Here is a 23,045-nt window from a genome sequence, read left to right on the forward strand (position 1 = left end):
TCGGGGGAACGGCCCGGGCGATCGGCGAGTATACGAGGGCGATTCTTAATAATTCGTGAATGGATGTGAGGTTTTTGTGGGGTCAGGGTTGTTTCAGCAGTGGCCAGTGGGTTAGCCAGCGTTTGGAGGTGATGCGTTGTTGGTAGATGGCGTGTTTTTCCTGGGTGAAGCGGGGCGTGGGTTTGAGTTGGAGATTGAACAGGTCTTCCAGGCCGAGTGGGGCTGAAACTTCGCATACGTCCACTGCGGTTCTTCTGACGGCTACTGCGGTGGCGGTCTCGGGCCAGAAGCGCATGGCGTCGCTGGCGTTGCGATAGGGCGCATCGCCGTTGCGCAGGTGCATGCGGGCCTGGTTTTTGACGGACCAGTCGATGGAGGGTTCTGCTGCGTGTAAGAGGGCTTCGAGGCGGCGGTCTTCGACGGGGTCGGTGCAGGTGGCGTCGAACCACAGTACGTCGACGTCACCGGTCGGTGGTGATAGGGGGCGACCGTGGAGGTGATCCCATACCGCGTTGCGTACGAAGCCGGCGCCGATCCAGCAGTCGGGGAGGGCGAGGGAGCGGACGACGGCCAGCAAACGCCAGCGCAAAGGATCGCCGCCGATCAGCATCTGCACCATCGCGTGATGGTTATGCACTCAAGGCATCTTCAGGCTGGCAAGTGCGGCTTTACCCTTGGCCGACAAAACAGGCTCCAACTGCTCCCAGGTGAAGCTCAGGTCATTGTCGCAACCGTCGCCATTTGCCGGCGTCGACAGCTTCATGCCTTGAGTGTCGAAGCTCAGGTCGAAGCTCGAGTAACTGGTGATCGCCGGGCAACCTTCATCGGTGGTGGTTTGCTTCTCCAGCCATGCGCTGAAGTTGACGGGCAGTTTCAGATGGCCGGAGTAAGCGTCATACCATTCCTGATGCCCGCCGAGCCAAGTCCATGGGTCAACGCTTTCGCCGGTTTGCAGGTTCCAGGAATGCAGCCCCCAACTGATACCCCTGGCGCCCGTACCGGCGGCCCATCGGTAAAACCTGACGGTGATCCACTGGGATGACCAGTACGTGGGTTCGACGCTGATTTCGCTGGTATAGGCCGCACCGTTGCGTCCAAGGTATTCCCGTCGTTCGCTGAAGTAATTGGCTTGATCCTCAGCGCTGACGGCCAGGCTTGCCAACTGCCGGTTGATCTTCTGAATTGCCGGGCTGTCGCCCTCAAGCTTGAGCGTCACCTGGGCGCCTTGGGTTTTTATCTGGTAGCTGTGCCCGGCGAAGGACTGCTTCTGCGTCTTGACCGGCAGGGGCGAGGTTTCCATGGGCGTGTTGTAAGCATCGCTTGCGCAACCTTCGGGTGGCGTTGCTACGCGCTGCAATGCCAGGGGTAGTGGATTGCTGCCCTTGGTTTTGCTCCAGACGCCCTTGAGCGATTCGCCCTGTGGCATCTCCAGTTGCCAAACACCGCTGTTGCCTTCTTCGACCCAGGGAGCATCGGGTGTTTCCTGGGTGAGCTGGATCGGTGTCAGGAATCGCTGGTAATAGTAACTGCCGCCTGTGTTGGGCGCGGCGTTGAAACAGGCGGTGATCGGCGTCTTGCCGAGCGTGCCTTGCCAGACCCCGCCGAGGTCGGCGTTGGCGATCGTGGAGAGCGTGGCGAGGGCCAGGAATAAACAGGGCTTGAGCATGAGGTATCGGACTTCCGGTTGTCTGATAGAGGCGAATTCAGGTGGAGCTGTGCTGGGCACGGGATGGAGAAGTATCACAACCATCCGTAATAGAAAAAGGTGACGGATTTATTTTCGAAGAAAATAGCCCGCTCACCCTTTGGTTACTTTTTGGCGATCTCCTGCTGGATCGCTATTTTTAATACTCTGAAGCTGTCCTTTCCTGCGTTTTCGAATCTGCCGTTGGCACGAGAATGTCCAGTGCGCGCGTCACCAGCAACTCGCCCAAGACACTCAATTGCTGAGTGGCCAGAAGTTTATGGCGAAAGGCGCCGTCAAGTTCGAAAGCCAGGTCAGTAGTGAGCGCGTTTAGCGAGGCGAGGGTTTCGCAGGCCTGTACTAGAAGGGTTTCGGGGTCGATGCCTTGGGCGATGCAGAAGATATCCGCGCCGGGGTGGTTCGAGCATGGAGGATTGGGAGTGATCTTTTTCATGGTGACGCTCCTACACTGGTGACGGGAGCTGCCATCCCCTGCTGTCAAACAGGGTTGGGTGGCAGCTGTACGCGGGTTGACAGACCGGAAGTGTAGGAACCCGGCGCACCCGAAGATGCCCCACGCACAGCCGCCATGAACGAAGCGGAATGCGCGAGGCATGCCGACTTATCAAGGGGAGTGAAAGGTTACACTTTTCGGCCTGTCAAAGCCGGTTGCTGATGAGCAGCAACCAGAGAAGGCTATCTTCGTGGGGTGGCTCGCGCCAGTTCATGCAGGGCGCGATGACTTGCGGGAAAAATCCGAAGGTCCATTCGGCGGTGTGTTTACAGGAGCCCAGAAACAACAAAATCAGCACAAGGCGGGTTTTGGTGGTGCTTCGTATTTGGAAAAAAGTGACGGATTTATTTTCGAAGAAAATAGCCCGCTCACCCTTTTTTTATTTTTTGGCGCTTTCCCGCTGGATCGCTATTTTTTAATCCTCGGAAGACGTCTTTCCCTGGATTTTCGAGTCTGCCGTTGGCACAAGAATGTCCAGTGCGCGCGTTACCAGCAACTCGCCCAAGACACTCAATTGCTGAGTGGCCAGAAGCTTATGGCGAAAGGCTCCGTCAAGTTCGAAAGCCAGGTCAGTAGTGAGCGCGTTTAGCGAGGCAAGGGTTTCGCAGGCCTGTACGAGCAGGGTTTCGGGGTCGATGCCTTGAGCGATGCAGAAGATATCCGTGCAGGATTGGCCCGGGCTCGGAGGATTGGGACTGTTGTTTTTCATGAGTGCAACTCCTTGATTGGTGGAGTCGCCAGACATTGCTGCTAAACGAAAAGGGTGGCGACCGTACGCGGGTTAGCAGACCAGGAATCAAGGAACCCAGCGCACTCGAAAGTGCCCCACGCACAGCCGCCATAACGCGGACAAGCGGACGCAAGATGCTTCGTTTGAACGGATGGTGGCATTGCATGCCTTGATATTAACCGAGCTGCTAAACCCGGTCGCTGATTTTGCAGCGACGTTTCAAGGCTAGTCGTGTCGATTGATGAGCACCAGTTCATCAAGGGCGCGATGGCTTGCGGGAAAAATCCGAAGGCTCATTCGGCGGTGTGTTTCCAGGAGCCCAGAAACAGCAAAACCTGCACGAAGCGGGTTTTGGTGGTGCTTCGTATGTAGTGGCCGGGGTAATTTGAATAAGATCACTAGTCTATTGATTTATAACATTAATTTATTGTTTGTTTTTTAGTTGGAATACCAATTGGAATGCCGTGCGAAATTGCATTCCACTTGACCACTCGGTTGCATTCGACTTTACCAGCACGCTTCGTAATCATGATCGACAGAGAACTGCCCATTGCTGCCGGTGGCGACAGGCAGCAACCGACTAAAAGCGGCGATCGAATGTCCACATATTAAGGGGCGATTCAACTATGTCTGGAAGCGACCTGAAACGCCCCCGTGGCCCACAGTTGCTGGGCGTAAGGGACGCACACTGGAAGCCTGCATTACCTAGACTGCGGCCGGATGGTGCTCCAGCGGTGCTGCCTAACACTTTGGCTGTGTATCTCGTGGCGGCATTTTCTAACGGGGGATAGTAATAAAAACAGGTTCTACCAACCGCCAACACAATTCAGTGCTGGCATGATGCCCGCACAAGTAATGCTATTTCTGGCTATTTACGGAGGCAGGGCTCGGCAGAATATTGCCTGATGTTTAAAGGCTCAAGCGCATAGATAAGTCTATGGCTTTTATATTTTTAGTTAGCGCACCAATTGATATGTAGTCAACCCCAGTACCTGCGATAGCTACCAATGTACTTTCATTGATTCCGCCGCTGGCCTCAAGCCGGGCCTGTCCGTTGTTGAGTCGAACGCCTTCACGCATGTCATCCAGACTCAGTTCGTCGAACATAATTAAATCCGCTCCACCTCTCAGTGCTTCTTGCAGTTCGCCTAGGTTTTCGACTTCGATCTCTACCGGTCTACCTGGTGCAATGCGGTGTGCAGCATGGATAGCTTCGAGAATACCACCGCAAGCTGCAATATGATTTTCTTTGATGAGGAAGGCGTCGTAGAGACCAATGCGATGATTATGGCAACCACCGCAAGTAACTGCGTATTTTTGTGCGAGCCGAAGGCCAGGGATAGTCTTTCGAGTGTCGAGCAACTTTACGTGAGTATGCGCAACTTTATCAGCTAGCCGCCGGCATTGTGTCGCGACGCCCGAGAGAAATTGTAAGTAGTTCAGTGCGGTTCGCTCACCGGTCAATAAAGAGCGGGCAGGACCCTCTAAATGTAATACGGCTTGATTTGGTTCTGCGCGCTCTCCATCCTTAACGTCCCATTTCAGGATGACAGGTGGATCTAGTTGGCGAAAGACGGCCTCCACCCACGACACACCACTGATGATACAAGGTTCTCTAGTAATAATTTTTGCACTGGCCAAGCGAGCGGACGGCACAAGCTGCGCGGAGATGTCACCACTTCCGATATCCTCCAATAACGCCCTACGTACGTTTTCATCGATCTCGGAATCCAAGCCCGTCAGTTCTATATTTTGCATTCCAGCACACCTAAATCAATAAATAACGAAATATCAGTTCGCCATGCCCAGCGCAGAATCCAGACGAGCATTGCACCTGAACATGGCTATCAATCAAAAGTTATAGACATATCCAATTATGAGTCGGTTCTCATCGGCCCCATCTGAATAAGTGGATCGATTGATTGCATTCCTCCATCGGAATGAAACACTTTTAAACACGCCACTTTGTACTACGTAAGTGATATCAGAACTTCTTTCCCACTCCTCACCGTCGGAACCTTCCGCCCTGAGCGCCTTTGCCTTCACAGTTTTAATATTCGTGGGGTCGACGTTTTCTCCTTTCGCATAACGCAGACTCCATGTCAGACCAGGCAAGCCGAGGGCGGCAAAGTCATACGAATATCCGGCATACCAGACATCTTCATTTGCAAGAGCGAAGTTGCTCACCAGCATTTCACCAAACAGATAGGTGTCCGTACCGTTTACATACGGGTATGCAGTCGCGCCGGATGCCGCTTGATAACCCGCACTTAAGGTGTGTCCCATGGCCGAATAGCCCGCATTGCTACTGATCGTCCGGTTATCCACTTTTCCTAGTAGTTTTTTGCCACTTTCTTGACCTTCAAAGTATCTGACTTCAGCAAACACGCGACCTTTGGACAAGGGCGTATTAAACTTTAAACCGACGTAGTCTCGACGGAACAAGTTCTCCAGATCGCTGTACTGGTACGCCACATTGAGGGAAGGAAGAAGTTGATAGTCAAATCCCGCATATGTGTAGTGGTCACTGGTGATGGCAGAGGAGTAGCCGCCTAGTTGAGAACTGGCAGACAGGTCTTCAGAGTTGGTTGAGTCGCGCTGTTTTACGGTGTCGACCTGGCCGAGAGTTGCAGTCAGCGATTTGATATCCTTTGATGTCAGTTGCACACCGTTAAAAACTTGTCGCAACAGCCGTGTATTGTTTGAGGCCAGTAAGGGAAGAACTGGATTCAAGCCGCCAACTCTTAACTCACTCTGAGAGATTCTGGCCTTCGCCGTCAGTTCAAGCTTCGAGTAATCATCATAGGCGCGCCGATCGCTGCCGCGAGATAGAAGTCCTGTGCCCGATCGGTCGGGGCTGGAGTCAAGTTTCAGCCCCAACATACCAAGGGCGTCCAATCCAAAACCGACAGTTCCGTCGGTAAAGCCTGATTGCAGATTAACGATGAAACCCTGCGCCCATTCCTCTCGCTTGGATTCAGTAGCCGTCGAGTCTCTAAAGTCGCGATTGAAGTAAAAGTTTTTTAGCTCAAGACTGCCTTTGCTGTCTTTTAATAGATCCGCCGCCGCAAAGGGAGAGCCGAAGGACAATGCAAGAAGCAGAGCATTTGTCCTGGCAATATAGGTGTTTTTATTCATTGTTTTACCTTTTCTTATTTTTGTGCAGCAGGTATTCGTCCAACCTATTGCCCCGGACAGTTAGCTCGCCTATCTAAAGGTTTTGCGCACGCGCAAGAAAATACTTCAAACGGATAAATCAATTACCCGTCCACCCCATATTGGCGATAACGACCAGAGCTTGGATCAAGCTAGACATTGGTAGGCAACTCAAGATCTAAAGTTGTCATTAAACATAAAAATTCTGCATCTCATCTTGTCGATAATCGCCCAACCAAACAATGAGACCTAGCAAGATAAATACATTTTATGCGACTGAACTTATATCCGCGAATGTACTCAGGCATTGAAACCGTTATCATCTCTCTGCACGTAATGGAAAGTTGTGGCCGCCATCTACTCGCCCGATAGGGACAGCCACAAATTTAATAACCATACTCGGTTTACTAAACACCCTCGAACCTACTTTTTCGAGGGTGAACATTCGCTATGACCACCGTTAAATTTTAAAGCTCTCCAACGACGCTGGATGGAACAGTTCCTCAGGCTGAAGCAAGCGTGACGACAGTCCTTCGGCGTGGTGGCGTTCTAGGAAGCGAGTGAGTACATGGCGGTTAGCTTCGAAACCATAGGACCAGAAGTCTTCACCGAGCAACTGGCGCGCCGCCCTTAACTGATCCTCGATAAACGGCAACGTTACCTTGGTGGCGGAGGTGTCGCTTAGTTTCTGCAACGCTACGGACTTGGACTTCTCGAATGCTTTGGCAACGGCCCCGGGTAACCAAGGGTGCTGCTCGGCCAACGTGCGCCGGATCCCCAGCACGTGCATGATCGGGAATAGCTGAGTGCGGCGATACCAGTCCGAGGCCGCTCCCTGAGGATCACGATAAAGATAGCTGACCTTGGGATGGCCCTGGGTGAAACACGAAGGTGCACGTGGACCGATCACGGCATCCAGTTCACCAGAGGCGAGCATGCCAGAAAGCGTTTCAGTCTCCGGTGCGTTCTCGACGATTACATCCGCGGGTAGTTTCAGAACAATTTTCTCCAGACGCCCGGTTTCTTCATACCCACCACGGACCCAGGTGACGTCAGACGCTTTCAAACCATGGTCCTCTTCCAGGAACAGTCGAACCCATACGTTCGCCGTCAACTGGTACTCCGGCACACCGATACGTTTGCCCTTGAGGTCTGCTGCGGACTCGATTCCGCGATCATTGCGGATGTAGATCGAGGTGTGGCGAAACGCGCGGGACGGGAAGACAGGGACAGCAATATAGGGACTGGTGCCAGCTGCGGTTTTAACGCTGTAGCTGCTCAACGATAACTCGCAGATGTCGTAGTCAGCATGGCGAAATGCGCGAAAGAAGATCTCTTCGGGATCTTGCAGCATAAAGATTGGGTCGACCCCATCGATCTGTACTTCTCCGTCCACCAATGGTCGGATACGATCGTAGTTGCCCACAGCAATAGATAAGTTCAACTTGTTCATGACGGGTTCTCGCAGGATTGAGTATCTTCAACATTCACACCCAGTGTGATGTCGCATTGTTCTTTGCTGGATCGCAACATGGCGAGACAGATCTCCAAAGTGTCACGAGCCCACTCGCCGTTATGCAACGGAGTGACCCCGTAGAACTGCGCTAGATACAGTTCGTCTATGACTTCGGAACGCGGCACCGTTGGCCGCTCAAGCATCATTCGATCACGACTATGCGGCCGGTAAATCATGACGGCATCAGCCATTGGCCTAAGGTCGCCACCTTCGCACGACACGATAATCGGGCCGAAATGCTGGAAGGCCGTCGCGTCGTCGGCAGAAGGGGGGCTGACGTAGCGTGTGCCGCCATAAGTGCCCTCAGCTTTGAGCCGCGCCTCCTCATCCGCCGTTTGCACCTGCTGCAATAACCGACGCGCGCCGCCGTAAGCTTCGGGATTTTTGGGCTTGCCCATTTCCCCAACCCAGTCCATCCACTCGTCGGAGTCGAAGTGTCCGTAGCCGTTGTAGGTAATAGAGGCGAATGCCCCATTCTCGAACCATAGAGTGGCTGTGTAGGCGCCTTCAGTAGGCCGGGCGGGGTCCCAGTTACCCACTGCCGCGCGGACACAGGTAGCGCGACTGCCAGCCAGCAAACGGACCACGTCCACTTGATGTGCGGCCTGGCTGAATACTGCTCCGCCGCCTTCAGCGGTCGAGAGTTCTTCCGGGCGGCGAGGACGCTGCAAGTAGTCGGTGTAGTTCAACGCTTGAATCATCTTGACCGCGCCGAACTCGCCACTACCGATCAGCTCCCGGGTACGCAGATACGGGGTATCGAAGCTGTGGCAATGCCCAACGATCAGTTTCACGTCAGCATCGGCGCAATCGGCGATCATCCGGTCGCACTCGTCCAACGACAACGCCATAGGTTTTTCGACCAGCACGTGCTTGCGGTTAGCCGCAGCTATACGGGTGTGTTCGGCGTGAAACTGATGTGGGCTGGCAATGTATAAGGCGTCGACATTGCTGTCGGCTGCCAAGGCTTCGATGGTCTCGAAAGCAGGAGCATCGAAATCCCGTTCAAATTGCCTGCGAGCTTGTTCACGAGGATCACAGGCGCCTACCAACTGAATGCGGCGATCGGCCAGGAAAGTTGGCAGCATCAGGGTAAATGCCCGACCTAGACCGACGACCCCCAGGCGCAGCCGTGTCGAAGATTCCGTCTGGCTGGCCATCAGGTCTGGACCTCGTAATCGGGCTCGACAACCATATTGGCATCGCCGAAGTCCCAAACGTAATGAGCTTTATATTCACGCCAGTCGATGTCCTTGGACACGATCGCCTGGAACGAGCAGATATTGGAAGGGATCGCTTTCTCACCCGTACCAATAGCGCTATCACCCGCTTGGAACGCTGCCACGGCATCAAGCATAACCCGGCGGAATTCCACCACCGCAAGGTCACTGGCGCCCAAGCGCTCATCGGAGCGGTTGGCGATGGGCCCCATGGTCACCCACATGGCGATATCTTGATTGGGGAAGCCCTTGATGCCCGTAAAGTTGCCGTTTTTCATGGCTTCACGGTCCTGGAAGAAACGGTTCTCGTCGTTCCGTAGCGGGCGGTAACACTCGTCCAGATCGATGCCGGGCTGCTGGCCAAGAAACTTTCGCCAGGTCTCGGTTTCCGGGGTGGTATCGGGATTTCCCCAAGCCATGAAATAGAAGGCTGTGTGGGTGTCGTCGATCGGTACGTTGATATTCGCCACGTTGTACAAGTTATTCGGTGGGATCAGCGCGGTGGCGGGGGCTACGAATACAGTAGATCGCACATACTCGTTGATGGCTGCATCCTGAATGGGGCGGCGCAGAGCGGCATAACGAAAGCCATAGCTGGTACGGTCAACTTGCATGCGTGGAGCTTTGTCCGTGGACGGTCGTAGCCAGTTTTTCGCGGTCGTTTCAGCGCCCCCAACCCGGGCTGGAACGAAGTCGGATGAGTGCAGGCTTGAGCTGTGTGCCGAGTCGATGGCGCCTTCCAGGATCTGCGCCCAGTTGCAGGGAATGATTGCCTTGGCGATGCTCACTCGAACCTGCGCATGGGGTGCCCAGACAGGTGGCACAAATTCGGGAATTGCGTCCTGTGGCCCCATGTAGGCCCAGACGAAACCGCCCCATTCTCGGGTTTTGTAGGCCGTGTGCTTGACCTTCTGACACATGTTGCTGGCGGCAGGTTCGGAAACCATTTCCACCACATTACCGTCCACGTCCATTTTCCAGCCGTGATACAAGCAGCGTAAGCCTGAGTTTTCATTGCGGCCGTAGATCAGCGACACGCGGCGATGCGGGCAATACTCGTCCATGACACCCACGCGACCTTCGGTGTCGCGAAACACTACCAAGTCCTCACCGAACAGACGGGCCCTGACAGGCGTGCCGTCGGGCTCGCTGACTTCTTCGAGCAAGCACACTGGCGTCCAGTGACGGCGCATCATCTGGCCCATCGGTGCGTCGCCTTCGACGCGGCAGAGCAACAGGTTCTCTTCAGGGGTCAACATGTAATATCTCCAGCGTTCAACTAATCGTTTGTAAAAAGGGTCTCGCCTAGAGGTCGAGTACCAGCACGTCATTTCTGGCTCGGGAAACGCAAATCATGATCTGATCGTGCTGTTCGTCCTCACGCAGCACCATGTCGCGATGCTCGACGTCACCTTCAATCAGACGGGTACGGCAAGAGCCGCAGGTGCCACTCTCACAAGAACTTGGTGCCCGGATACCGTTGTCGCGCAAAACCTCCAGAATCGAGCGGTCGGCGGGAATTTCGAGGTCGATTCCGCTCCGGCCAAGGGTCACCGAAAAAGGCCGGTTTTCGGCGAAGCGACTCTGGTCGACGCCGAAGCTTTCAAAATGTACGGAGCCGGGTGGCCAGTGCCCCGTCATGTCCAGCACGCTGTCCATCAATGGCCGGGGGCCACAGCAGTACACATGTGTACCGCTGCTCGGTTTGTCGAAAACAGGCCAGAAATCGTAAGCGTCTGCTGGATTGCCGAAGTCGTGGTGAATGACTACCGTGTTAACAAATTCGGCCCCCAGCAGCTCATCCCTGAAGGCGGTGAGTTCCGGATTACGGGTGCAGTAGTAGAGTTTGAAGGAGATGTCGGTGCTGGCCTTCAGGTGACGCATCATCGACAGGATCGGGGTAATACCGATGCCTCCGGCGACGAAGATGAACTGTCGGGCACTCTCAGTAAGTTCGAACTCATTTTGCGGTGTTGCCACCGGTAGCAAGTCGCCTACCTCGATATCATCGGCCATGCTCACCGAACCGCCTCGTCCGTTGGCGTCGCGCTTGACCGCAATGACATAACGCTCACGCTCTTGCGGGTCGTTGCTCAATGAGTAATTGCGGATGCTTCCGTTGGGCACCCTTACCCTGAGGTGCGCACCGGGCGTAAACGCGGGCAGAAGCAACCCCTGCGGGTGGGCCAATTCGAAGCGGAAAATGCCTTGGGCAATTTCGGTTTTGGCGGTCACCTTGAGGCCAGTGAACCCATCATCGAGCTGTTCGGAACTACTCATCGCTGTTTCCTCATTACATCCGGTCGCGGGCTGAACACGCCCGCGAACCGGGAGTTGCATAGATATCTAACGTTTTTTAGGCGTGCTTCGGCCAATCAGACTGCTCGATCCTATTCGTCGGTAAGTGGCTTTTCGCTCAAGGCGTTAGCTGGCACCGCAATCAGAACCGCCAGACCGCCGGCCAGGATCAGTACCCCGATTATCGTCAGTCCGATTGCGAGGCTGCCGGTAACTGTGTTGATCCAGCCGAGTCCGATGGGCGCACAGAACGCTCCGATCTGACCAAGAGAACTGATCGCCGAAATCCCCCCTGCGGCGGACTCATCATTAAGATAAGCAGGAGGAATCGACCAGATGATCGCTGCGGCACCAAAGTACGACACCGCAATCATTGCCAGGCAAGTAATTGAAATAATGGCCGAGTCCACAACGTGAGGCAGCAGGCAGGCGCCCAAGGCACCGAAGGCGACACTGAAAAAGAAGTGCTTACGACGCTCCAGACGAATGTCGGAGCTGCGCGCAATGAGAATCATGGCGATCGCCCCCACGATGTATGGCACGGTGGAAAGCAATCCGACTTGCAGTACATCCTGGATACCGGTGTTCCGGATGATGGTAGGCGTCCAGTAATTGAGGATCGTGCCACATAGCGGCACGGTGGCCCAACCAGCAGCAAGGATGTATACGCGCGGATCCTTGAACGCAGCCAGCACAGCATGACGCTTATCGGTAACGGGCTTCTTGCCTGCGCGGTCAGCGGCCAGCGCGTCGAGAATAATGGATTTTTCCTCGTCGTCGAGCCACTTTGCCTGCTCGGGTTTGTCCACCAGATAGAAGTAGGCCATCACACCCATTACAGCAGCAGGAAGACCTTCCAGGATGAACATCCACTGCCAGTTTTTCATTCCCATGACGTCGACGAAATGCGTGAGTATCCAACCGGACAGGGGACCGCCGATGATTCCCGCCGCGGCGATGGCCAGCAAGAATCGCGAGGTGATGCGAGCACGCCTGGCACCTGGATACCAATAGGTCAGATAAAGAATGATTCCAGGCCAGAAGCCAGCTTCGGCAGCGCCCAACAGGGCGCGGGCAATGTAGAACTGAGTGGGCGTTGTCATGAACGCCATGGACGCTGAGATCAAGCCCCACAGCACCATGATCCGGGTGATCGTCAACCGGGCACCAATCTTTTGCAGGTAAAGCGTGCTGGGTATTTCCAATGCGATGTAGCCGATAAAAAACAAGCTTACGCCGAGTCCGTAGGCAGCATCGCTCATGCCTAAATCGTGCTTCAGGTAAACCTGCGCGAAGCTGATGTTCACGCGATCCAGATAATTGAGAACCCAGGCCACGAAGATGAAGGTCATCAAACGTAGTGTGACTTTTCTATAGACCTTCTCGATGCGCTCATTGCTGCGCTGGAGAAGATGGGGCACGGCATCTGTAGTTGCTGTTGTTGTCATTGTGCACGCCTCGGACTTTGTGTAACACAACCGGAGCCAGGGAGGGCTTGGTGTGTCTTTTTTATTAGGTCTCTAAGAGAATATGGTGATTTTTCTTCCCTCGCAATCAAAAAAAGTACGATCTCTAAGTATTTTTTGATCTGGCGCATGTGTTGAGGCAACGCGTTATGCTTAGTACCGCTTACGCAGGTGATGAGATTGGATCTTGATATGACTGTACGAAAGCCTTTAGGCCACAAACAACCTGAAACCCAGGAAATACTCAGGCATTGGCACGATGTTGTGCCTGATGACCGTCTGGCCCACCTGGTCAAGGATGCAACTCGCTCTCTGGTAAGAGCGCTGCAGATGCGACTGACCGAACACGACGTATCCTTTGGTCATTGGGCGTTCTTGCGGATCCTCTGGGAGACAGACGGATTGACCCAAAAACAACTCAGCACTCAGGCTGGACTGATGGAGCCTACGACTTTCGCTGCGGTGAAGGCGATGGAAAAACTGGGCTACGTCGTCCGGCAGCAGATGCCGGATAACAAGAAAAATGTTCACGTCTTCCTCACCGATGAAGGACGGCGCCTGAAGGATGTGTTGATTCCTCTGGCGCTGGAAGTCAACGAGGTGAGTGTGGCCGGGCTCAAGGAGCAAGACGTCGAAACAGCACGACACGTTCTATTGACAGTGATAGAGAATCTCGCAAACGCAGAAGCGAATTCCATCAATCCCTCACATCGGGTACCGTCAACGCGGGAGGTTGGACGCATGATCAATGAGCGCGGCGAAACTGTTTGTCCGGATTAGTGTCGTGTCGCAAACCGTTGAAACGGCCTCAGTGCTCCAATCCGTCGGAATTGAATTGTTTTTTCACGCTCAGCCTTGGCGCATCTTCAGATTGCCTCGTCTCCTGGCGTTACGCTTTTCGTACACCAGTGAAGAACGTCAGGCAGGCTGTACCTCACCCCCTGCCGAGTGCAGCAACCGGGGCCGCCTCTACACAACCTGCCTCCCATTGAAAAACTGTGCGCCTTCAACTTTGAGAATACCCAGCAGCATCTGCGCCGCCGGCGACAGGTAGGCGTTCCTACGAGTGAACACGACGATAGTGCGTTTCATCGTGGTTTCCTTGAGCATGACCTCGCGAAGGTTCGTCCTGCCCTTGACGTCTTCAAGTGTTTCCCGGGGTAGAAAGCAAAGCAGGTTTGTTGCACCGACCAAGCGTGGCAGAAGAGAAATCGAGGTGGTCTCGATCTGCACCTGGGGCAAGGGCAAGTTCCGCTCCTGGAACGCATTATCGATCCAGCGACGGGCTGAAACGGTGGTCGCCGGCAGCACCCAGCGGTACTGACACAGGTCACGCAACTGATATCGGGCATTGAACAGCGGATGATTATGGCTGGCGACCACCACCGCTTCAGCGTCGAACAAAGCATGAGACTCCAGTAACGGACCCGTTTCATACTTCGAGCAAATCACCATGTCTAACCGCCCGGAACAAAGGGACTCATGCAGGAAATCGTCCTGACCGATCACCAGGTTCAGCGTGATTGCCGGCGCATGGGAAAGCAATGTCGCGGTCAGGTGTGGCAGCAGGTGGTCCGCCATGGAAGCGCTGCAGCCCAAGCGAATGTTACCCATCACACCGCTGGCAAAATCGCGCACCTCACGTCGGGTTTCAGCGATGTTCTGTTGCAGCTGTTTGCCGCGCACCTTCAGTAGCTCCCCAACCGGGGTGAGTTTGATGCGTCGGCCGTCACGCTCGAACAGTCGCGTACCGAGCGACTCCTCAAGCCGCTGAATGCTCTTGGTCAGCGCCGGTTGGCTGCGGTTGAGCTTTTGCGCCGCCTGGCCCAGGTGGCCCAACTCGGCGATGGTTTCAAAATAGGCGAGGTCGCGCAGGTCCATATCCATCAACCAAAGTTATTAATTCATCAATATTAGAAAATATACTTGATCGAATAAGGCATCAATAATGATCCGCACATTGACTGTACGCCCCGCAATCGGGGCGGCCAGCATGTGGGAGCGTAAATTTGACTTATTCACCGCCGCCTCTATTGCACACTTGCCCCGCTCCGATTCAATGGATCGCACTGACGCTGCTTGCCGGTGCCAGCGGTCAGTTGCTTACGTTTCTGGGGGTACCCGCCGGGCAGTTTCTGGGACCCATGTTAGTAGCCATTGTCTTCGGCGTATGCGGTGCTAGCATTCGCTTGCACCGCTTTGCCTTCACGTTGGGCCAGGGTTGTGTTGGCATTCTTGCAGCCCATTCGATGACCCTGGCAGTTCTGGTCTCGCTGGCACGGTCCTGGCCGTTGATGCTGCTTGCAACCCTGCTGACGGTCATCTTCAGTGCGCTGGTCGGGCTTGTGCTGGCACGGGTCGGCGGTATCCCGGCTAGCACCGCCGCCTGGGGCGCGGCACCGGGGGCCGCTTCGGCGATGGTCGCAATGTCCGATGAATTCGGTGCCGATTCACGAGTGGTCGCCACCATGCAATATGTGCGGGTGGTGTGCGTGGCCATCATCGGTGCGCTAGTCAGCCGCTGGCTGGAGACACCGACCGGGGATAGCGAAGCGCATGCCGCGTGCGCCGCGATGCAATGCTCCAACCTGCTGAACCTGGGGCTCACATTCGCCACGCTTCTGAGCGGGATCACACTGGGTAATTTTCTACCAGCCGGTGCTCTGCTCATACCATTGTTGTTGGGTGGCGCTTTGCAAGCGAGCGGCTTGTTGCACATAACCCTGCCCACCTGGCTGCTCGCCACCGCTTACGGCGCGATTGGTTGCTACGTCGGCTTACGTTTTGACCGCCCGACCATCGGCTACGTCTGGCGGCGTTTGCCGGCGATGATATTGGGAGCGGTGCTGATGATCACGATGTGTGCGTTGTCAGCCTGGTTGCTGGCGGCACTGCTCGACAAAGACTTTCTCTCGGTTTACCTGGCCACTAGCCCAGGCGGGCTGGATACCATGGTGATCATGGCAGTGGACACACATTCCGATGTCGGGCTGGTGCTGGCGATGCAGACCTTACGATTATTCGCGGTAATTATTACTGGCGCGCTTCTGACGCGCGTGATCATTCGATTGACGGGCCGTTGATCCGTTGATATGCGGTCCAGCAGGAGGGTCGTGACCATTTACTTTTGTGGTCCACACAGCCCTTGGCCGCGCGGCGTTAAGAAACACTGGACGCCATCGCCTTTCAATTGAATGTTCGGCGCGTAAACGTTTCGACTTCAAATGCCAGATTGAGGTCATGGGGGAAGCATGCAACAGGCCAGCACCATGCAACACAACCCTCACACACCAATTTAATAGCCGTGTTGCATTCAGCTCCTGCAACCGTCCATTCCTAACTTGAACCTGAAGAGATACTGATCATGTTGAGCAAATCGCTCTTTCTCACAGTTTTACCGATGGCCATGGCGTTCGTTGCTGGCGCGGTCCTGCCGATTCAGGCGACCAGCAACGCGGCGGTTGGACGAGCCTTGGGGCATCCGCTCTGGGCAGCCCTCACCTCACTCGTCATCAGCGCGTTCGTGGTAATCGCCGTCCTGCTCATCCTCAAGGTGCAAGCTCCGGATATCGGTCGCGCCTTGCGAGGCGCCTGGTGGGTATGGATCGGGGGAATCCTGGGGGCGATCTATGTCGGCAGCGCAGTAGTTGTAACGCCGAAACTGGGCGCCAGCGGCTTTATCATCCTGGTCGTCGCCGGACAGATCTTCCTCGCACTGTTGATGGACCACTTCGGCTTGATGGGGCTTACCTCGAAACCCATCACCTTCTTGAAGGTGATAGGCGCAGCCATGATTCTTGGGGGGGTCTTCCTTGTTCAAAGCCCAAACTCGAAGGTCATCTCCCAACCCAAGGAGACCATTGCACAGCGATCCATTCCGCAGTAAAGCAGCAACATCTCGATCTATGGCTGGTGGTGCTTCATCCCGCTTGGCTGTAAGTCGGATGGGTGTTGGCGCATTTTACCTTCAAGACTAATCCAAGGGTCTGGAGGGGATGGTCGCCCGGACATTGTTGAGATAGATGAAGGCAGCCTACTCACGATTCGAGCGTCAGATCAGCAACTCTCTTCGCTCCCTAATCGCTTCCAGACCAATAGGGCGGTGAGTCGATAGTAATACCGGGTGGCGTCGGAATGGTCTTTCAGGTGCTGAGTGAGAAACCAGCGCACATGCTTGATCTGCCAAGTCCAGGGATTATCGCGTTGCCATCGCTGTTGAATGGCCGCTTGCATGGCTCGGGCTTGGCGTAGGTGTCGTTGTTGTGTGACCTTCGAGCCGGTCAGGACGCCGCTCAGGAACAGCGTCATATCGAAGGGCTTACTCACGCTCTGCCTCCAATGTAGACGGAAACTACATCGATCCGGTTATGCCCGAGCTCCACGCTGATCTGTTGCCGCGCTTGTTGATCAAGGTCGCGGTCAATGCGATAGCAGTGGCCACCATTGACCGGTGCGGCGTGACCAGTGAGCTGCTCGTATCGTTCGCAGGCGTAGGCCGCGCGCAGTTCATGAAAACCCTTCAGCCCATGTTCATGCAGCGTTTCGCGGGCAGGGAGTACGGTCTGTTGCAGGAACGCGGCGTAGCTTTCGTTTCGGGCCAGCAAGTTGCGGCTGCCGGTCGGTGCCGCATGACGAGCAAACTGCAGCGCCGCCTTCACCGCTTCATTGGCTATGACCCATCGCGGTGCTGATGCCCCTGAGCGGCCACCTTTGGTGCCGTCCTGGATGTTGATGCGGCCTAAGTGTTCAGCTTCGCGGTGCAAGCGTGGCAGGTCAGCCAGGATCGCTTCGCGCAGGCGCATGCCGGTTTCTCGGGCCAAACGGATAATCGCGGCCACCCGCTCGTGTTGCTGTTCGCCAAGCGCCTCGAGTACTCGCCGCACCTGTTGGTGGTCTTGGCCATCCGGCGCGCGGGTGCGTACGGTCGAGCGCTTCTGTCCCAACGCCTGACTCGGGCTGGCGATCCTCACGTCCTGATCACCGCGTAGCGCAGCGAGGGTACGGTTGACGCTGCTCAGGCGGTTCTGCGCGGTAGCGATGCAGAGTTCACCTTGCTGGATCTGCTGGCGCAGGGAAGCGGCGTAGTCTTGCAGCGTCTGACGATCGATCTGGCGCGCATCGTTGTAACCGGGGCCGTCCTCTGACCGACACCAACGCACGAACGCTTGCCAGCGATCACTATGCGCTTTGACCGTGGCGAAGTGGCCGCCAGCAAACAGATCGCTGAGCGCTTGTGGGCCGGCGTAGCTCAGCTGACGACCGTAGCCAAAGTTGCGACCATCACGCCGACCGACCAGTGCCATTGTCATCACCATTTTCGTTTGTCTGCAGATAGAGCAGCAGGGCTTTCCAGTGGGGGCTGAGCCTGTCCATCTGCCGCCAGTGTGTCGGGCGGATCAGGAGGGCGTTCTCCTGGTGTTGCAGCAGTGCCCCTTCTTCGCGCAGTTGCTCAATCAGCAGGGCAAGGTTGGCAGGCTCCAGGGGGGGGGTGGCGACAGCGGCGACAGTGGCGACAACCCGCGTCGTTTCTGGCCTGGCACGTGGCGACAGGGTGGCGACAGAGGCGGCGACACGCCGCGATTCTGGCTGCGGTTGATGTTGCGCCTGGTAGCGGCGCACCGCGTCATTGAGGCGGAACATGACGGACCTCGAAGGTTCTTCCATCGCGGCTGCTCAGCCAGCGATGAGTGATCAGCACGACCAATAAAGAGGCGGTATGGTCAGCGCTCTTGCGGGCAAAACGAGGGCCGTTGCGATTGACGTCGCGAATGGTGAAGTGAGTCCAGCCCTTCTGCACCAGCCAGCGCAGCAGTCGATCCGCTTCCTCGCGACGGCTATTGACCGGCGCCTGTTCGGTCAGGCGCTGAATCTCGGCCAGGTAGTAATCCATCAGTGTGGAGGCGCGCTGGATGTGTGCTTCGTCCAACGCACTGGCCTCTTCAACCATGGCCAGTACGCCCGCGATACGCAGTACATTCGCCGCGGCCTTGCTCGCCACAGGCTGGACGCCGGCTAGCTCGCCGAACTCGCCAGACTGGCACTCGATGGTGTCGTGAATATCGATCCAGGCACGACGGGCGCGGGGAGTCAGCTCCAGCGTGGCGGGATTGAGTGATCCATCCTTGTGAAGCGACCAGGGCTTTTGCAGCAGGGCGGTGATCCGCTGTTGGTAGCGCTGGACTTTGGCATCTCGGGTCAGGTCGATTGCCTTGTAGAGTCGCTGGCCGGCCAGGCGCTCGGGCCAACTGATCAGGCAACGGCCGAGGATGCCTTGGCCATTGATCACCGGGTCTTTGAACAGTTGGTTGGCCAGGTAGGGTTGCAGCATCAGGTGTAGGCTGAGGCGGCGGTCATAGGCACGCAGGCTTTCTCCTGCCATAGAGCGCGCCCGGTCGATGGGGCTGCCATCCCACAGTGTCGACAAGGTGGTGATCGCCTTGAGCTGGTTCTCTTTGCTCATGGTGCTGCTGCCCAAGAACTGGCCACCTTCATCATTGAACAAACCCATGCTGGGCAAACCATGGCATAGGCTTTTGACCAGGGCCTCAATGGTGGGCTCGGCAATGATCAGTCTCGGCGGTACCGGCTCGGATAGCTCACCGCCTTCTGCCTCCGTGGGTTTCTTTGAGGTTTTGGGTTTGGTCATGAGGCTGGTGGCTACGCGATAAGCTTTGAGCTTTTCCGCATACAGGGTCCACTGCTGTCGTTCCCAGTCGCGCGCCGCCTTCAGTGCCAGGTGATCCACCGCGCTTTTGCGATCACCCGAGGACGCCACCGTCAGTAGGTAGAGGGACAACGGATAGGTTCGGCCATCGAGTTGGACATTGGCATGACCCTGGCTCACCAGGGCAGTAGTAGCCAGCACCGATTGCGCCGCCATGGCGCAGGGTACGCCGATCACCTCGGCCAGTCGTTCGACCGCAGGGCCCAACAGTTCCCCGAGTGCTTCGACCGGGTAGGGCAGTGGCGCCTGCTGGTATTCCAGCAACGGTTGTGGTGGCTCGAACGCTTCGCACAGTTGCATCGACATTCTCCTGAGATTATCGACTTCGTCCTCACTCATCCCGCCACGGTTGTTGAGTGTTATCAGGGATCAAGGCCCCTGCGACCTGTGAGGGTTGTCCACTCACGCGGGACTGACGGCTCCTTACGGCCGGGAGCTTGGGCATCTCATGATCTGGCCTCCTGAACACCGATAGCGGTGGGCGGGTGGAGGCTGCACTGGCTGACGAGACCGGTGCCGAGAGATCCTGAGTTGGGTGACGGCAGTGATGTGATGACTGGGGCATGCCTGACTGTCAGTCAGGTGCAGTCCATTCCGTGGGCTGCGGCATCATCATCGGCATCGCTGTGGTGAGTGAGCATTCGGTGTTTGTCACGCCGATTGTCACGAGGGGGAAAGCCGCAAAGGCTCGTGCGAGCAAGGCTGCAGCAGTGTGAGATGCGCCCGTCTCTTTAGGGGGCAAAGAGACGGGCAACAGGTTGGCGCAAGAAATGGCCAAGCGGATAAGTTGCTGCAGAGCAGCCGAGTAGGGTGGGTTTTGCCGCAGTAGGCAAAGCGTAGAAGTGGGCATCCATCACATGGGTAGTGACCGTGCGAGCCGCCGGACGCTAATCGCACTTGGGGAGAACCACCACGATGTGGCGTAACCTCAACGGTTCTGGCTACCTGGGTGCTGTCGAGGACAGCGCTTGTACGGTTCTGGTTTAGCGCTCGTTTTGCTCGCGGTCAACAGCATTTTTGGGGAGACTCTTGAGCAAATCGGTAGCGCTGGAAGACCTTGGAGCCCAGTGGTTTTCCATGGCCGGGTGATCGTTCGTCGGTTTTTAATGTGAGCCCACGCGGGCTGGAATGCGGAGCCTTCCCGCTCGCGTGGGCTTGGCCGAAAAATCCCCAAGAGAGAGGCTTGCAGCGGCGACAGTCGCCACTTTTGTCGCCATGCTGCAGACCAGGTATTACGCGGGTTGTCGCCGGTGTCGCCGCTGTCGCCAAATCAACCATCACTCCATCTGGGGAGTCATCCTCGGTTACCAGCGGCGTCCGGTGATGCTCACCGTATCGGCACGACGTTGCGGTCCCTGGTTTGATTGATCGCAGATGCCGACAGGCTGCCGGTGGCCGCCTTCTGAATATGCTCACTCCACCAAGCCATCATCGGACGCCGGCGTTCGATGTAGTCGGCTCGGTTGTAGGCGCTCCGCACCTCATCCTTGTCGACATGCGCCAGTGCGACTTCGATGAGCTCCGGATCCCACCCATGTTCGTTCAGGATGGTGCTGGCCATGGAGCGCATGCCGTGGCTGACCAAGCGGTCCTGGAAGCCCATGCGTTTCAACGCCATGTTGGCTGTCTGGCTATTCGCGTGGGTGCGCGGGTTTCTATCTGACGGGAACACATAATCCCTGTGGCCGCTATGGGGCTTAAGCGTCTCCAATAACGAGAGTGCATGTTCGGTCAGCGGGATTGTGTGCGGACGACGCTTTTTCATTCGCTCCGGAGGGATGGTCCAGATGCGTTTGTCGAAGTCGATGTCTGCCCATCGGGTAGTTGCCGCTTCGGCAGGGCGGGTCATGGTATGAAGTTGCCATTCGATCAGGCAGCGGGTCGTCCGTTTGATGCTGGCGTTCGCGATTTCCATCATGAGCTCCGGAAGCTCATCAGGTGGTAGCGCGGCCATATTCTCTTTCTTAGGTTTCTTGAACACCGCTCGAATGCCGCTGAGAGGGTTGGCAAAGATCATTCCGGAATTGACCCCGTAGGTCATGATCTCGTTAAGGCGCTGACTCACTCGCTTAACTGTCTCGAGGCTGCCTTTGGCTTCAATCGGACGAAGGAGCTTGATGACCATTGGGGCGCTGACTTCCGAGAGAGGCATTGATTTCATGCTCGGAAAAACATGCAGTGTGAGGGAGCGCCAAATGTCTTCGGCATACGCCGGCGTGACGGAATCCTTCTTCAGCTCGAACCAGGCGGTGGCCACGTTCTCGAAGGTGTGTTCCGTTTCCGCTCGTTTGGCTTCCTGAAGCTCATTGCGCTGAGCTTTTGGGTCGATGCCCTGTGCAAGCAGCTCTCTGGCCTCAACGGTTTTCTTCCTCGCTTGCGCAAGAGAAACCTCAGGATAAGAGCCGAGTGCCATGTTGATTCGATTCTTGGTGACGGGATGCCGGTAGTTGAAATTCCACTGCATCGAGCGATTGACCCTAACTCGCAGCTGGAGCCCGTCGCCATCGGTGAGGACGTAATCCTTGTCTTTCGGTTTGACCGCCTTGAGCTGGCGGTCGGAGAGGCGGGTGGTTTGAGCGCACATGAGAAGTACTCCATGACACCTTTTGGTATTCCCAAGATTAGCGCCGGGTAACCGGGAATACCATTGGGAATACCAAACCGCCTGGAACTCAAAAAACCTGGAAAGCCCCCCGCAGCCCTGAAACACCCGTATCCACTGGATTTCAGGCACAAAAAAAGACGTCCGTGGACGTCTTTAGATGATGAAGTGGTGGAGCCGGGGGGATTTGAACCCCCGTCCGCCAGTACTCCGCTGTCGGTACTACATGCGTAGCCGTTTCTATTAAGTTAACCCTCAGCGACCCGAAGGGCAGGGTGCTTTGGGCGAGTTGTGTAAGTTTTAGCCGCTTCGTCCACAACGTACTGCACGGCGATTCTGTTCTATATGACAATCACTTTGGGTTTACAGACATCCCCTGATGATTGCTGGACCCGAAGGTACCAGGAGGGAAGGGCTAAGGCTGCTTACGCAGCGAGAGCGTATTCCCCGTAGGTTTCGTCATTGGCAACTATAAGAAGTTGCAACAGTGGATTTACGAGTTCTGTTACCAACTCGGCATGCACCTAAAGTTTCGCAACCGGCGTCGAATCCTAAACGGCCCCGTGCTTGTAACTCGTTGTTTCTTAGTGAGTGACAAGCCTGTGCAGTGTACGCCAATCGGTCACAGAAGGCCAACCCGAAGGTTGGCCTCGGGCAATCAGCGAGTTACTGATTGCCGCCTTTGTCCGTGTCTTGCAGGCTTTGCAGGGCCTTGGAGGTGATCTCGATGCATTTCTTGTCATCGCCTGCCGCATGGGCTGCCTTGGCCTGGGAAACGGCGGTGTCGATTTCGCCAGATTTGCCGCTGGTGTCGGTGGCGAGCAACGCTTTCCCGTTGTTGATTTTGTCCAGGTTGATTTGGCACAGATCGTCTTTTGTTCCGGCCGCAAACGCGGGGGACGCCAGCATCGCAGCGGTAATGAACAAACCAGCAAGAGCGGAACGCTTCATGGGTATCTCCTTGTGCAAATAGGGCTCGATGCTGCCGGTTTTCCGTGCAGCCAGCGAGGTCACTGATGAGCCTCGTTTGTCGAGGCCTATGCAGATGACTACGCCGGCGCGCAGGGGTTCTGTTTTGTCGCTGGATTAGTCGAAAAACCCCGAAATCATTAGGTTTTGCACCCAAAGAGGGCGG

The 23,045-nt window shown here is 56.0% G+C and carries 22 protein-coding genes and 1 other RNA gene; 4 read left to right on the top strand and 19 right to left on the bottom strand.

What is annotated here, in order from left to right; genetic code table 11:
* Positions 1-82: 82 nt before the first annotated feature.
* The 3 genes from AC3WKX_RS09445 to AC3WKX_RS09455 all read right to left on the bottom strand — a co-directional run bounded on the left by AC3WKX_RS09445 (position 83) and on the right by AC3WKX_RS09455 (position 2,138).
* Positions 83-619, bottom strand: coding sequence for a nucleotidyltransferase family protein (locus AC3WKX_RS09445; protein ID WP_102604485.1), 537 nt, complete (start codon positions 617-619; stop codon positions 83-85).
* Between the two features lie 18 nt (positions 620-637).
* On the bottom strand, positions 638-1,666 hold the full coding sequence (locus AC3WKX_RS09450) for a hypothetical protein (protein ID WP_102604486.1): 1,029 nt from the start codon (positions 1,664-1,666) through the stop codon (positions 638-640).
* A 178-nt stretch (positions 1,667-1,844) separates the two neighbouring features.
* Complete coding sequence (locus AC3WKX_RS09455) at positions 1,845-2,138, bottom strand: DUF6124 family protein (RefSeq protein ID WP_102604487.1); 294 nt, start codon at positions 2,136-2,138, stop codon at positions 1,845-1,847.
* Positions 2,139-2,359: 221 nt separating this feature from the next.
* Here AC3WKX_RS09455 and AC3WKX_RS09460 point away from each other — a divergent pair, with 221 nt between their 5' ends.
* Positions 2,360-2,617, top strand: a complete 258-nt coding sequence (locus tag AC3WKX_RS09460; protein WP_146013706.1) for a hypothetical protein — start codon at positions 2,360-2,362, stop codon at positions 2,615-2,617.
* On the opposite strand, the gene AC3WKX_RS09465 is transcribed toward AC3WKX_RS09460, so the two are convergent.
* The 8 genes from AC3WKX_RS09465 to AC3WKX_RS09500 all read right to left on the bottom strand — a co-directional run bounded on the left by AC3WKX_RS09465 (position 2,614) and on the right by AC3WKX_RS09500 (position 12,566).
* Positions 2,614-2,907, bottom strand: a complete 294-nt coding sequence (locus AC3WKX_RS09465) for a DUF6124 family protein (protein WP_102604489.1) — start codon at positions 2,905-2,907, stop codon at positions 2,614-2,616. The genes AC3WKX_RS09460 and AC3WKX_RS09465 overlap by 4 nt on opposite strands.
* A 930-nt stretch (positions 2,908-3,837) precedes the next feature.
* Entirely contained in the window at positions 3,838-4,686 is an 849-nt protein-coding gene (gene nadC / locus AC3WKX_RS09470; RefSeq protein WP_102604490.1) for a carboxylating nicotinate-nucleotide diphosphorylase, read from the bottom strand.
* Positions 4,687-4,779: 93 nt separating this feature from the next.
* A complete protein-coding gene (locus tag AC3WKX_RS09475; protein ID WP_102604491.1) occupies positions 4,780-6,066 on the bottom strand; it encodes an OprD family porin in 1,287 nt (428 codons plus the stop codon).
* Positions 6,067-6,544: 478 nt separating this feature from the next.
* Positions 6,545-7,537 (bottom strand): ABC transporter substrate-binding protein, encoded by a 993-nt coding sequence (locus AC3WKX_RS09480; protein WP_102604492.1) that lies wholly within the window; start codon positions 7,535-7,537, stop codon positions 6,545-6,547.
* On the bottom strand, positions 7,534-8,760 hold the full coding sequence (locus AC3WKX_RS09485) for a Gfo/Idh/MocA family protein (RefSeq protein WP_102604493.1): 1,227 nt from the start codon (positions 8,758-8,760) through the stop codon (positions 7,534-7,536). The genes AC3WKX_RS09480 and AC3WKX_RS09485 overlap by 4 nt, the downstream gene beginning before the upstream one ends.
* Positions 8,760-10,079: a Rieske 2Fe-2S domain-containing protein gene (locus AC3WKX_RS09490; RefSeq protein WP_102604494.1), complete on the bottom strand. Its 1,320-nt coding sequence runs from the start codon at positions 10,077-10,079 to the stop codon at positions 8,760-8,762. The genes AC3WKX_RS09485 and AC3WKX_RS09490 overlap by 1 nt, the downstream gene beginning before the upstream one ends.
* Positions 10,080-10,125: 46 nt before the next feature.
* Positions 10,126-11,100, bottom strand: a complete 975-nt coding sequence (locus AC3WKX_RS09495) for a PDR/VanB family oxidoreductase (protein ID WP_102604495.1) — start codon at positions 11,098-11,100, stop codon at positions 10,126-10,128.
* A 110-nt stretch (positions 11,101-11,210) separates the two neighbouring features.
* A complete protein-coding gene (locus AC3WKX_RS09500) occupies positions 11,211-12,566 on the bottom strand; it encodes an MFS transporter (RefSeq protein ID WP_102604496.1) in 1,356 nt (451 codons plus the stop codon).
* A gap of 210 nt (positions 12,567-12,776) precedes the next feature.
* On the opposite strand from AC3WKX_RS09500, the gene AC3WKX_RS09505 reads away from it, so the two are divergent.
* Positions 12,777-13,364: a MarR family winged helix-turn-helix transcriptional regulator gene (locus tag AC3WKX_RS09505; protein WP_102604497.1), complete on the top strand. Its 588-nt coding sequence runs from the start codon at positions 12,777-12,779 to the stop codon at positions 13,362-13,364.
* Positions 13,365-13,553: 189 nt separating this feature from the next.
* Here AC3WKX_RS09505 and AC3WKX_RS09510 read toward each other — a convergent pair whose 3' ends face one another.
* A complete protein-coding gene (locus AC3WKX_RS09510; protein ID WP_102604520.1) occupies positions 13,554-14,465 on the bottom strand; it encodes a LysR family transcriptional regulator in 912 nt (303 codons plus the stop codon).
* Between the two features lie 128 nt (positions 14,466-14,593).
* On the opposite strand from AC3WKX_RS09510, the gene AC3WKX_RS09515 reads away from it, so the two are divergent.
* Both AC3WKX_RS09515 and AC3WKX_RS09520 read left to right on the top strand, forming a co-directional pair.
* Entirely contained in the window at positions 14,594-15,667 is a 1,074-nt protein-coding gene (locus tag AC3WKX_RS09515) for an AbrB family transcriptional regulator (protein ID WP_102604498.1), read from the top strand.
* A gap of 281 nt (positions 15,668-15,948) precedes the next feature.
* On the top strand, positions 15,949-16,470 hold the full coding sequence (locus AC3WKX_RS09520; RefSeq protein WP_102604499.1) for a DMT family transporter: 522 nt from the start codon (positions 15,949-15,951) through the stop codon (positions 16,468-16,470).
* A 170-nt stretch (positions 16,471-16,640) separates the two neighbouring features.
* Here AC3WKX_RS09520 and AC3WKX_RS09525 read toward each other — a convergent pair whose 3' ends face one another.
* The 7 genes from AC3WKX_RS09525 to AC3WKX_RS09555 all read right to left on the bottom strand — a co-directional run bounded on the left by AC3WKX_RS09525 (position 16,641) and on the right by AC3WKX_RS09555 (position 22,861).
* Positions 16,641-16,910, bottom strand: a complete 270-nt coding sequence (locus AC3WKX_RS09525) for a hypothetical protein (RefSeq protein WP_102604500.1) — start codon at positions 16,908-16,910, stop codon at positions 16,641-16,643.
* Positions 16,907-17,887, bottom strand: a complete 981-nt coding sequence (locus AC3WKX_RS09530) for an integrase domain-containing protein (RefSeq protein ID WP_102604501.1) — start codon at positions 17,885-17,887, stop codon at positions 16,907-16,909. The genes AC3WKX_RS09525 and AC3WKX_RS09530 overlap by 4 nt, the downstream gene beginning before the upstream one ends.
* Entirely contained in the window at positions 17,865-18,224 is a 360-nt protein-coding gene (locus AC3WKX_RS09535; protein ID WP_102604502.1) for a hypothetical protein, read from the bottom strand. The genes AC3WKX_RS09530 and AC3WKX_RS09535 overlap by 23 nt, the downstream gene beginning before the upstream one ends.
* The gene (locus AC3WKX_RS09540) at positions 18,208-19,608 is read right to left on the bottom strand and encodes a YfjI family protein (protein ID WP_102604503.1); all 1,401 of its coding nucleotides are present in this window, start codon (positions 19,606-19,608) and stop codon (positions 18,208-18,210) included. The genes AC3WKX_RS09535 and AC3WKX_RS09540 overlap by 17 nt, the downstream gene beginning before the upstream one ends.
* Positions 19,609-20,635: 1,027 nt before the next feature.
* Positions 20,636-21,892 (bottom strand): integrase domain-containing protein, encoded by a 1,257-nt coding sequence (locus AC3WKX_RS09545; RefSeq protein WP_102604504.1) that lies wholly within the window; start codon positions 21,890-21,892, stop codon positions 20,636-20,638.
* Between the two features lie 187 nt (positions 21,893-22,079).
* Positions 22,080-22,473, bottom strand: a transfer-messenger RNA (tmRNA) gene (gene ssrA, locus AC3WKX_RS09550).
* A gap of 103 nt (positions 22,474-22,576) precedes the next feature.
* The gene (locus AC3WKX_RS09555) at positions 22,577-22,861 is read right to left on the bottom strand and encodes a PA2433 domain-containing protein (RefSeq protein WP_003212250.1); all 285 of its coding nucleotides are present in this window, start codon (positions 22,859-22,861) and stop codon (positions 22,577-22,579) included.
* Positions 22,862-23,045: the final 184 nt, after the last annotated feature.

It is taken from the genome of Pseudomonas sp. GP01-A4, assembly GCF_058780865.1.

Coding starts and splice junctions, on each gene's coding strand:
- AC3WKX_RS09445 (WP_102604485.1), bottom strand. CDS start 619: ATGGTGCAGATGCTGATCGGCGGCGATCCTTTGCGCTGGCGTTTGCTG.
- AC3WKX_RS09450 (WP_102604486.1), bottom strand. CDS start 1,666: ATGCTCAAGCCCTGTTTATTCCTGGCCCTCGCCACGCTCTCCACGATC.
- AC3WKX_RS09455 (WP_102604487.1), bottom strand. CDS start 2,138: ATGAAAAAGATCACTCCCAATCCTCCATGCTCGAACCACCCCGGCGCG.
- AC3WKX_RS09460 (WP_146013706.1), top strand. CDS start 2,360: ATGAGCAGCAACCAGAGAAGGCTATCTTCGTGGGGTGGCTCGCGCCAG.
- AC3WKX_RS09465 (WP_102604489.1), bottom strand. CDS start 2,907: ATGAAAAACAACAGTCCCAATCCTCCGAGCCCGGGCCAATCCTGCACG.
- nadC (WP_102604490.1), bottom strand. CDS start 4,686: ATGCAAAATATAGAACTGACGGGCTTGGATTCCGAGATCGATGAAAAC.
- AC3WKX_RS09475 (WP_102604491.1), bottom strand. CDS start 6,066: ATGAATAAAAACACCTATATTGCCAGGACAAATGCTCTGCTTCTTGCA.
- AC3WKX_RS09480 (WP_102604492.1), bottom strand. CDS start 7,537: ATGAACAAGTTGAACTTATCTATTGCTGTGGGCAACTACGATCGTATC.
- AC3WKX_RS09485 (WP_102604493.1), bottom strand. CDS start 8,760: ATGGCCAGCCAGACGGAATCTTCGACACGGCTGCGCCTGGGGGTCGTC.
- AC3WKX_RS09490 (WP_102604494.1), bottom strand. CDS start 10,079: ATGTTGACCCCTGAAGAGAACCTGTTGCTCTGCCGCGTCGAAGGCGAC.
- AC3WKX_RS09495 (WP_102604495.1), bottom strand. CDS start 11,100: ATGAGTAGTTCCGAACAGCTCGATGATGGGTTCACTGGCCTCAAGGTG.
- AC3WKX_RS09500 (WP_102604496.1), bottom strand. CDS start 12,566: ATGACAACAACAGCAACTACAGATGCCGTGCCCCATCTTCTCCAGCGC.
- AC3WKX_RS09505 (WP_102604497.1), top strand. CDS start 12,777: ATGACTGTACGAAAGCCTTTAGGCCACAAACAACCTGAAACCCAGGAA.
- AC3WKX_RS09510 (WP_102604520.1), bottom strand. CDS start 14,465: ATGGACCTGCGCGACCTCGCCTATTTTGAAACCATCGCCGAGTTGGGC.
- AC3WKX_RS09520 (WP_102604499.1), top strand. CDS start 15,949: ATGTTGAGCAAATCGCTCTTTCTCACAGTTTTACCGATGGCCATGGCG.
- AC3WKX_RS09530 (WP_102604501.1), bottom strand. CDS start 17,887: ATGGCACTGGTCGGTCGGCGTGATGGTCGCAACTTTGGCTACGGTCGT.
- AC3WKX_RS09535 (WP_102604502.1), bottom strand. CDS start 18,224: ATGTTCCGCCTCAATGACGCGGTGCGCCGCTACCAGGCGCAACATCAA.
- AC3WKX_RS09540 (WP_102604503.1), bottom strand. CDS start 19,608: ATGCAACTGTGCGAAGCGTTCGAGCCACCACAACCGTTGCTGGAATAC.
- AC3WKX_RS09545 (WP_102604504.1), bottom strand. CDS start 21,892: ATGTGCGCTCAAACCACCCGCCTCTCCGACCGCCAGCTCAAGGCGGTC.
- AC3WKX_RS09555 (WP_003212250.1), bottom strand. CDS start 22,861: ATGAAGCGTTCCGCTCTTGCTGGTTTGTTCATTACCGCTGCGATGCTG.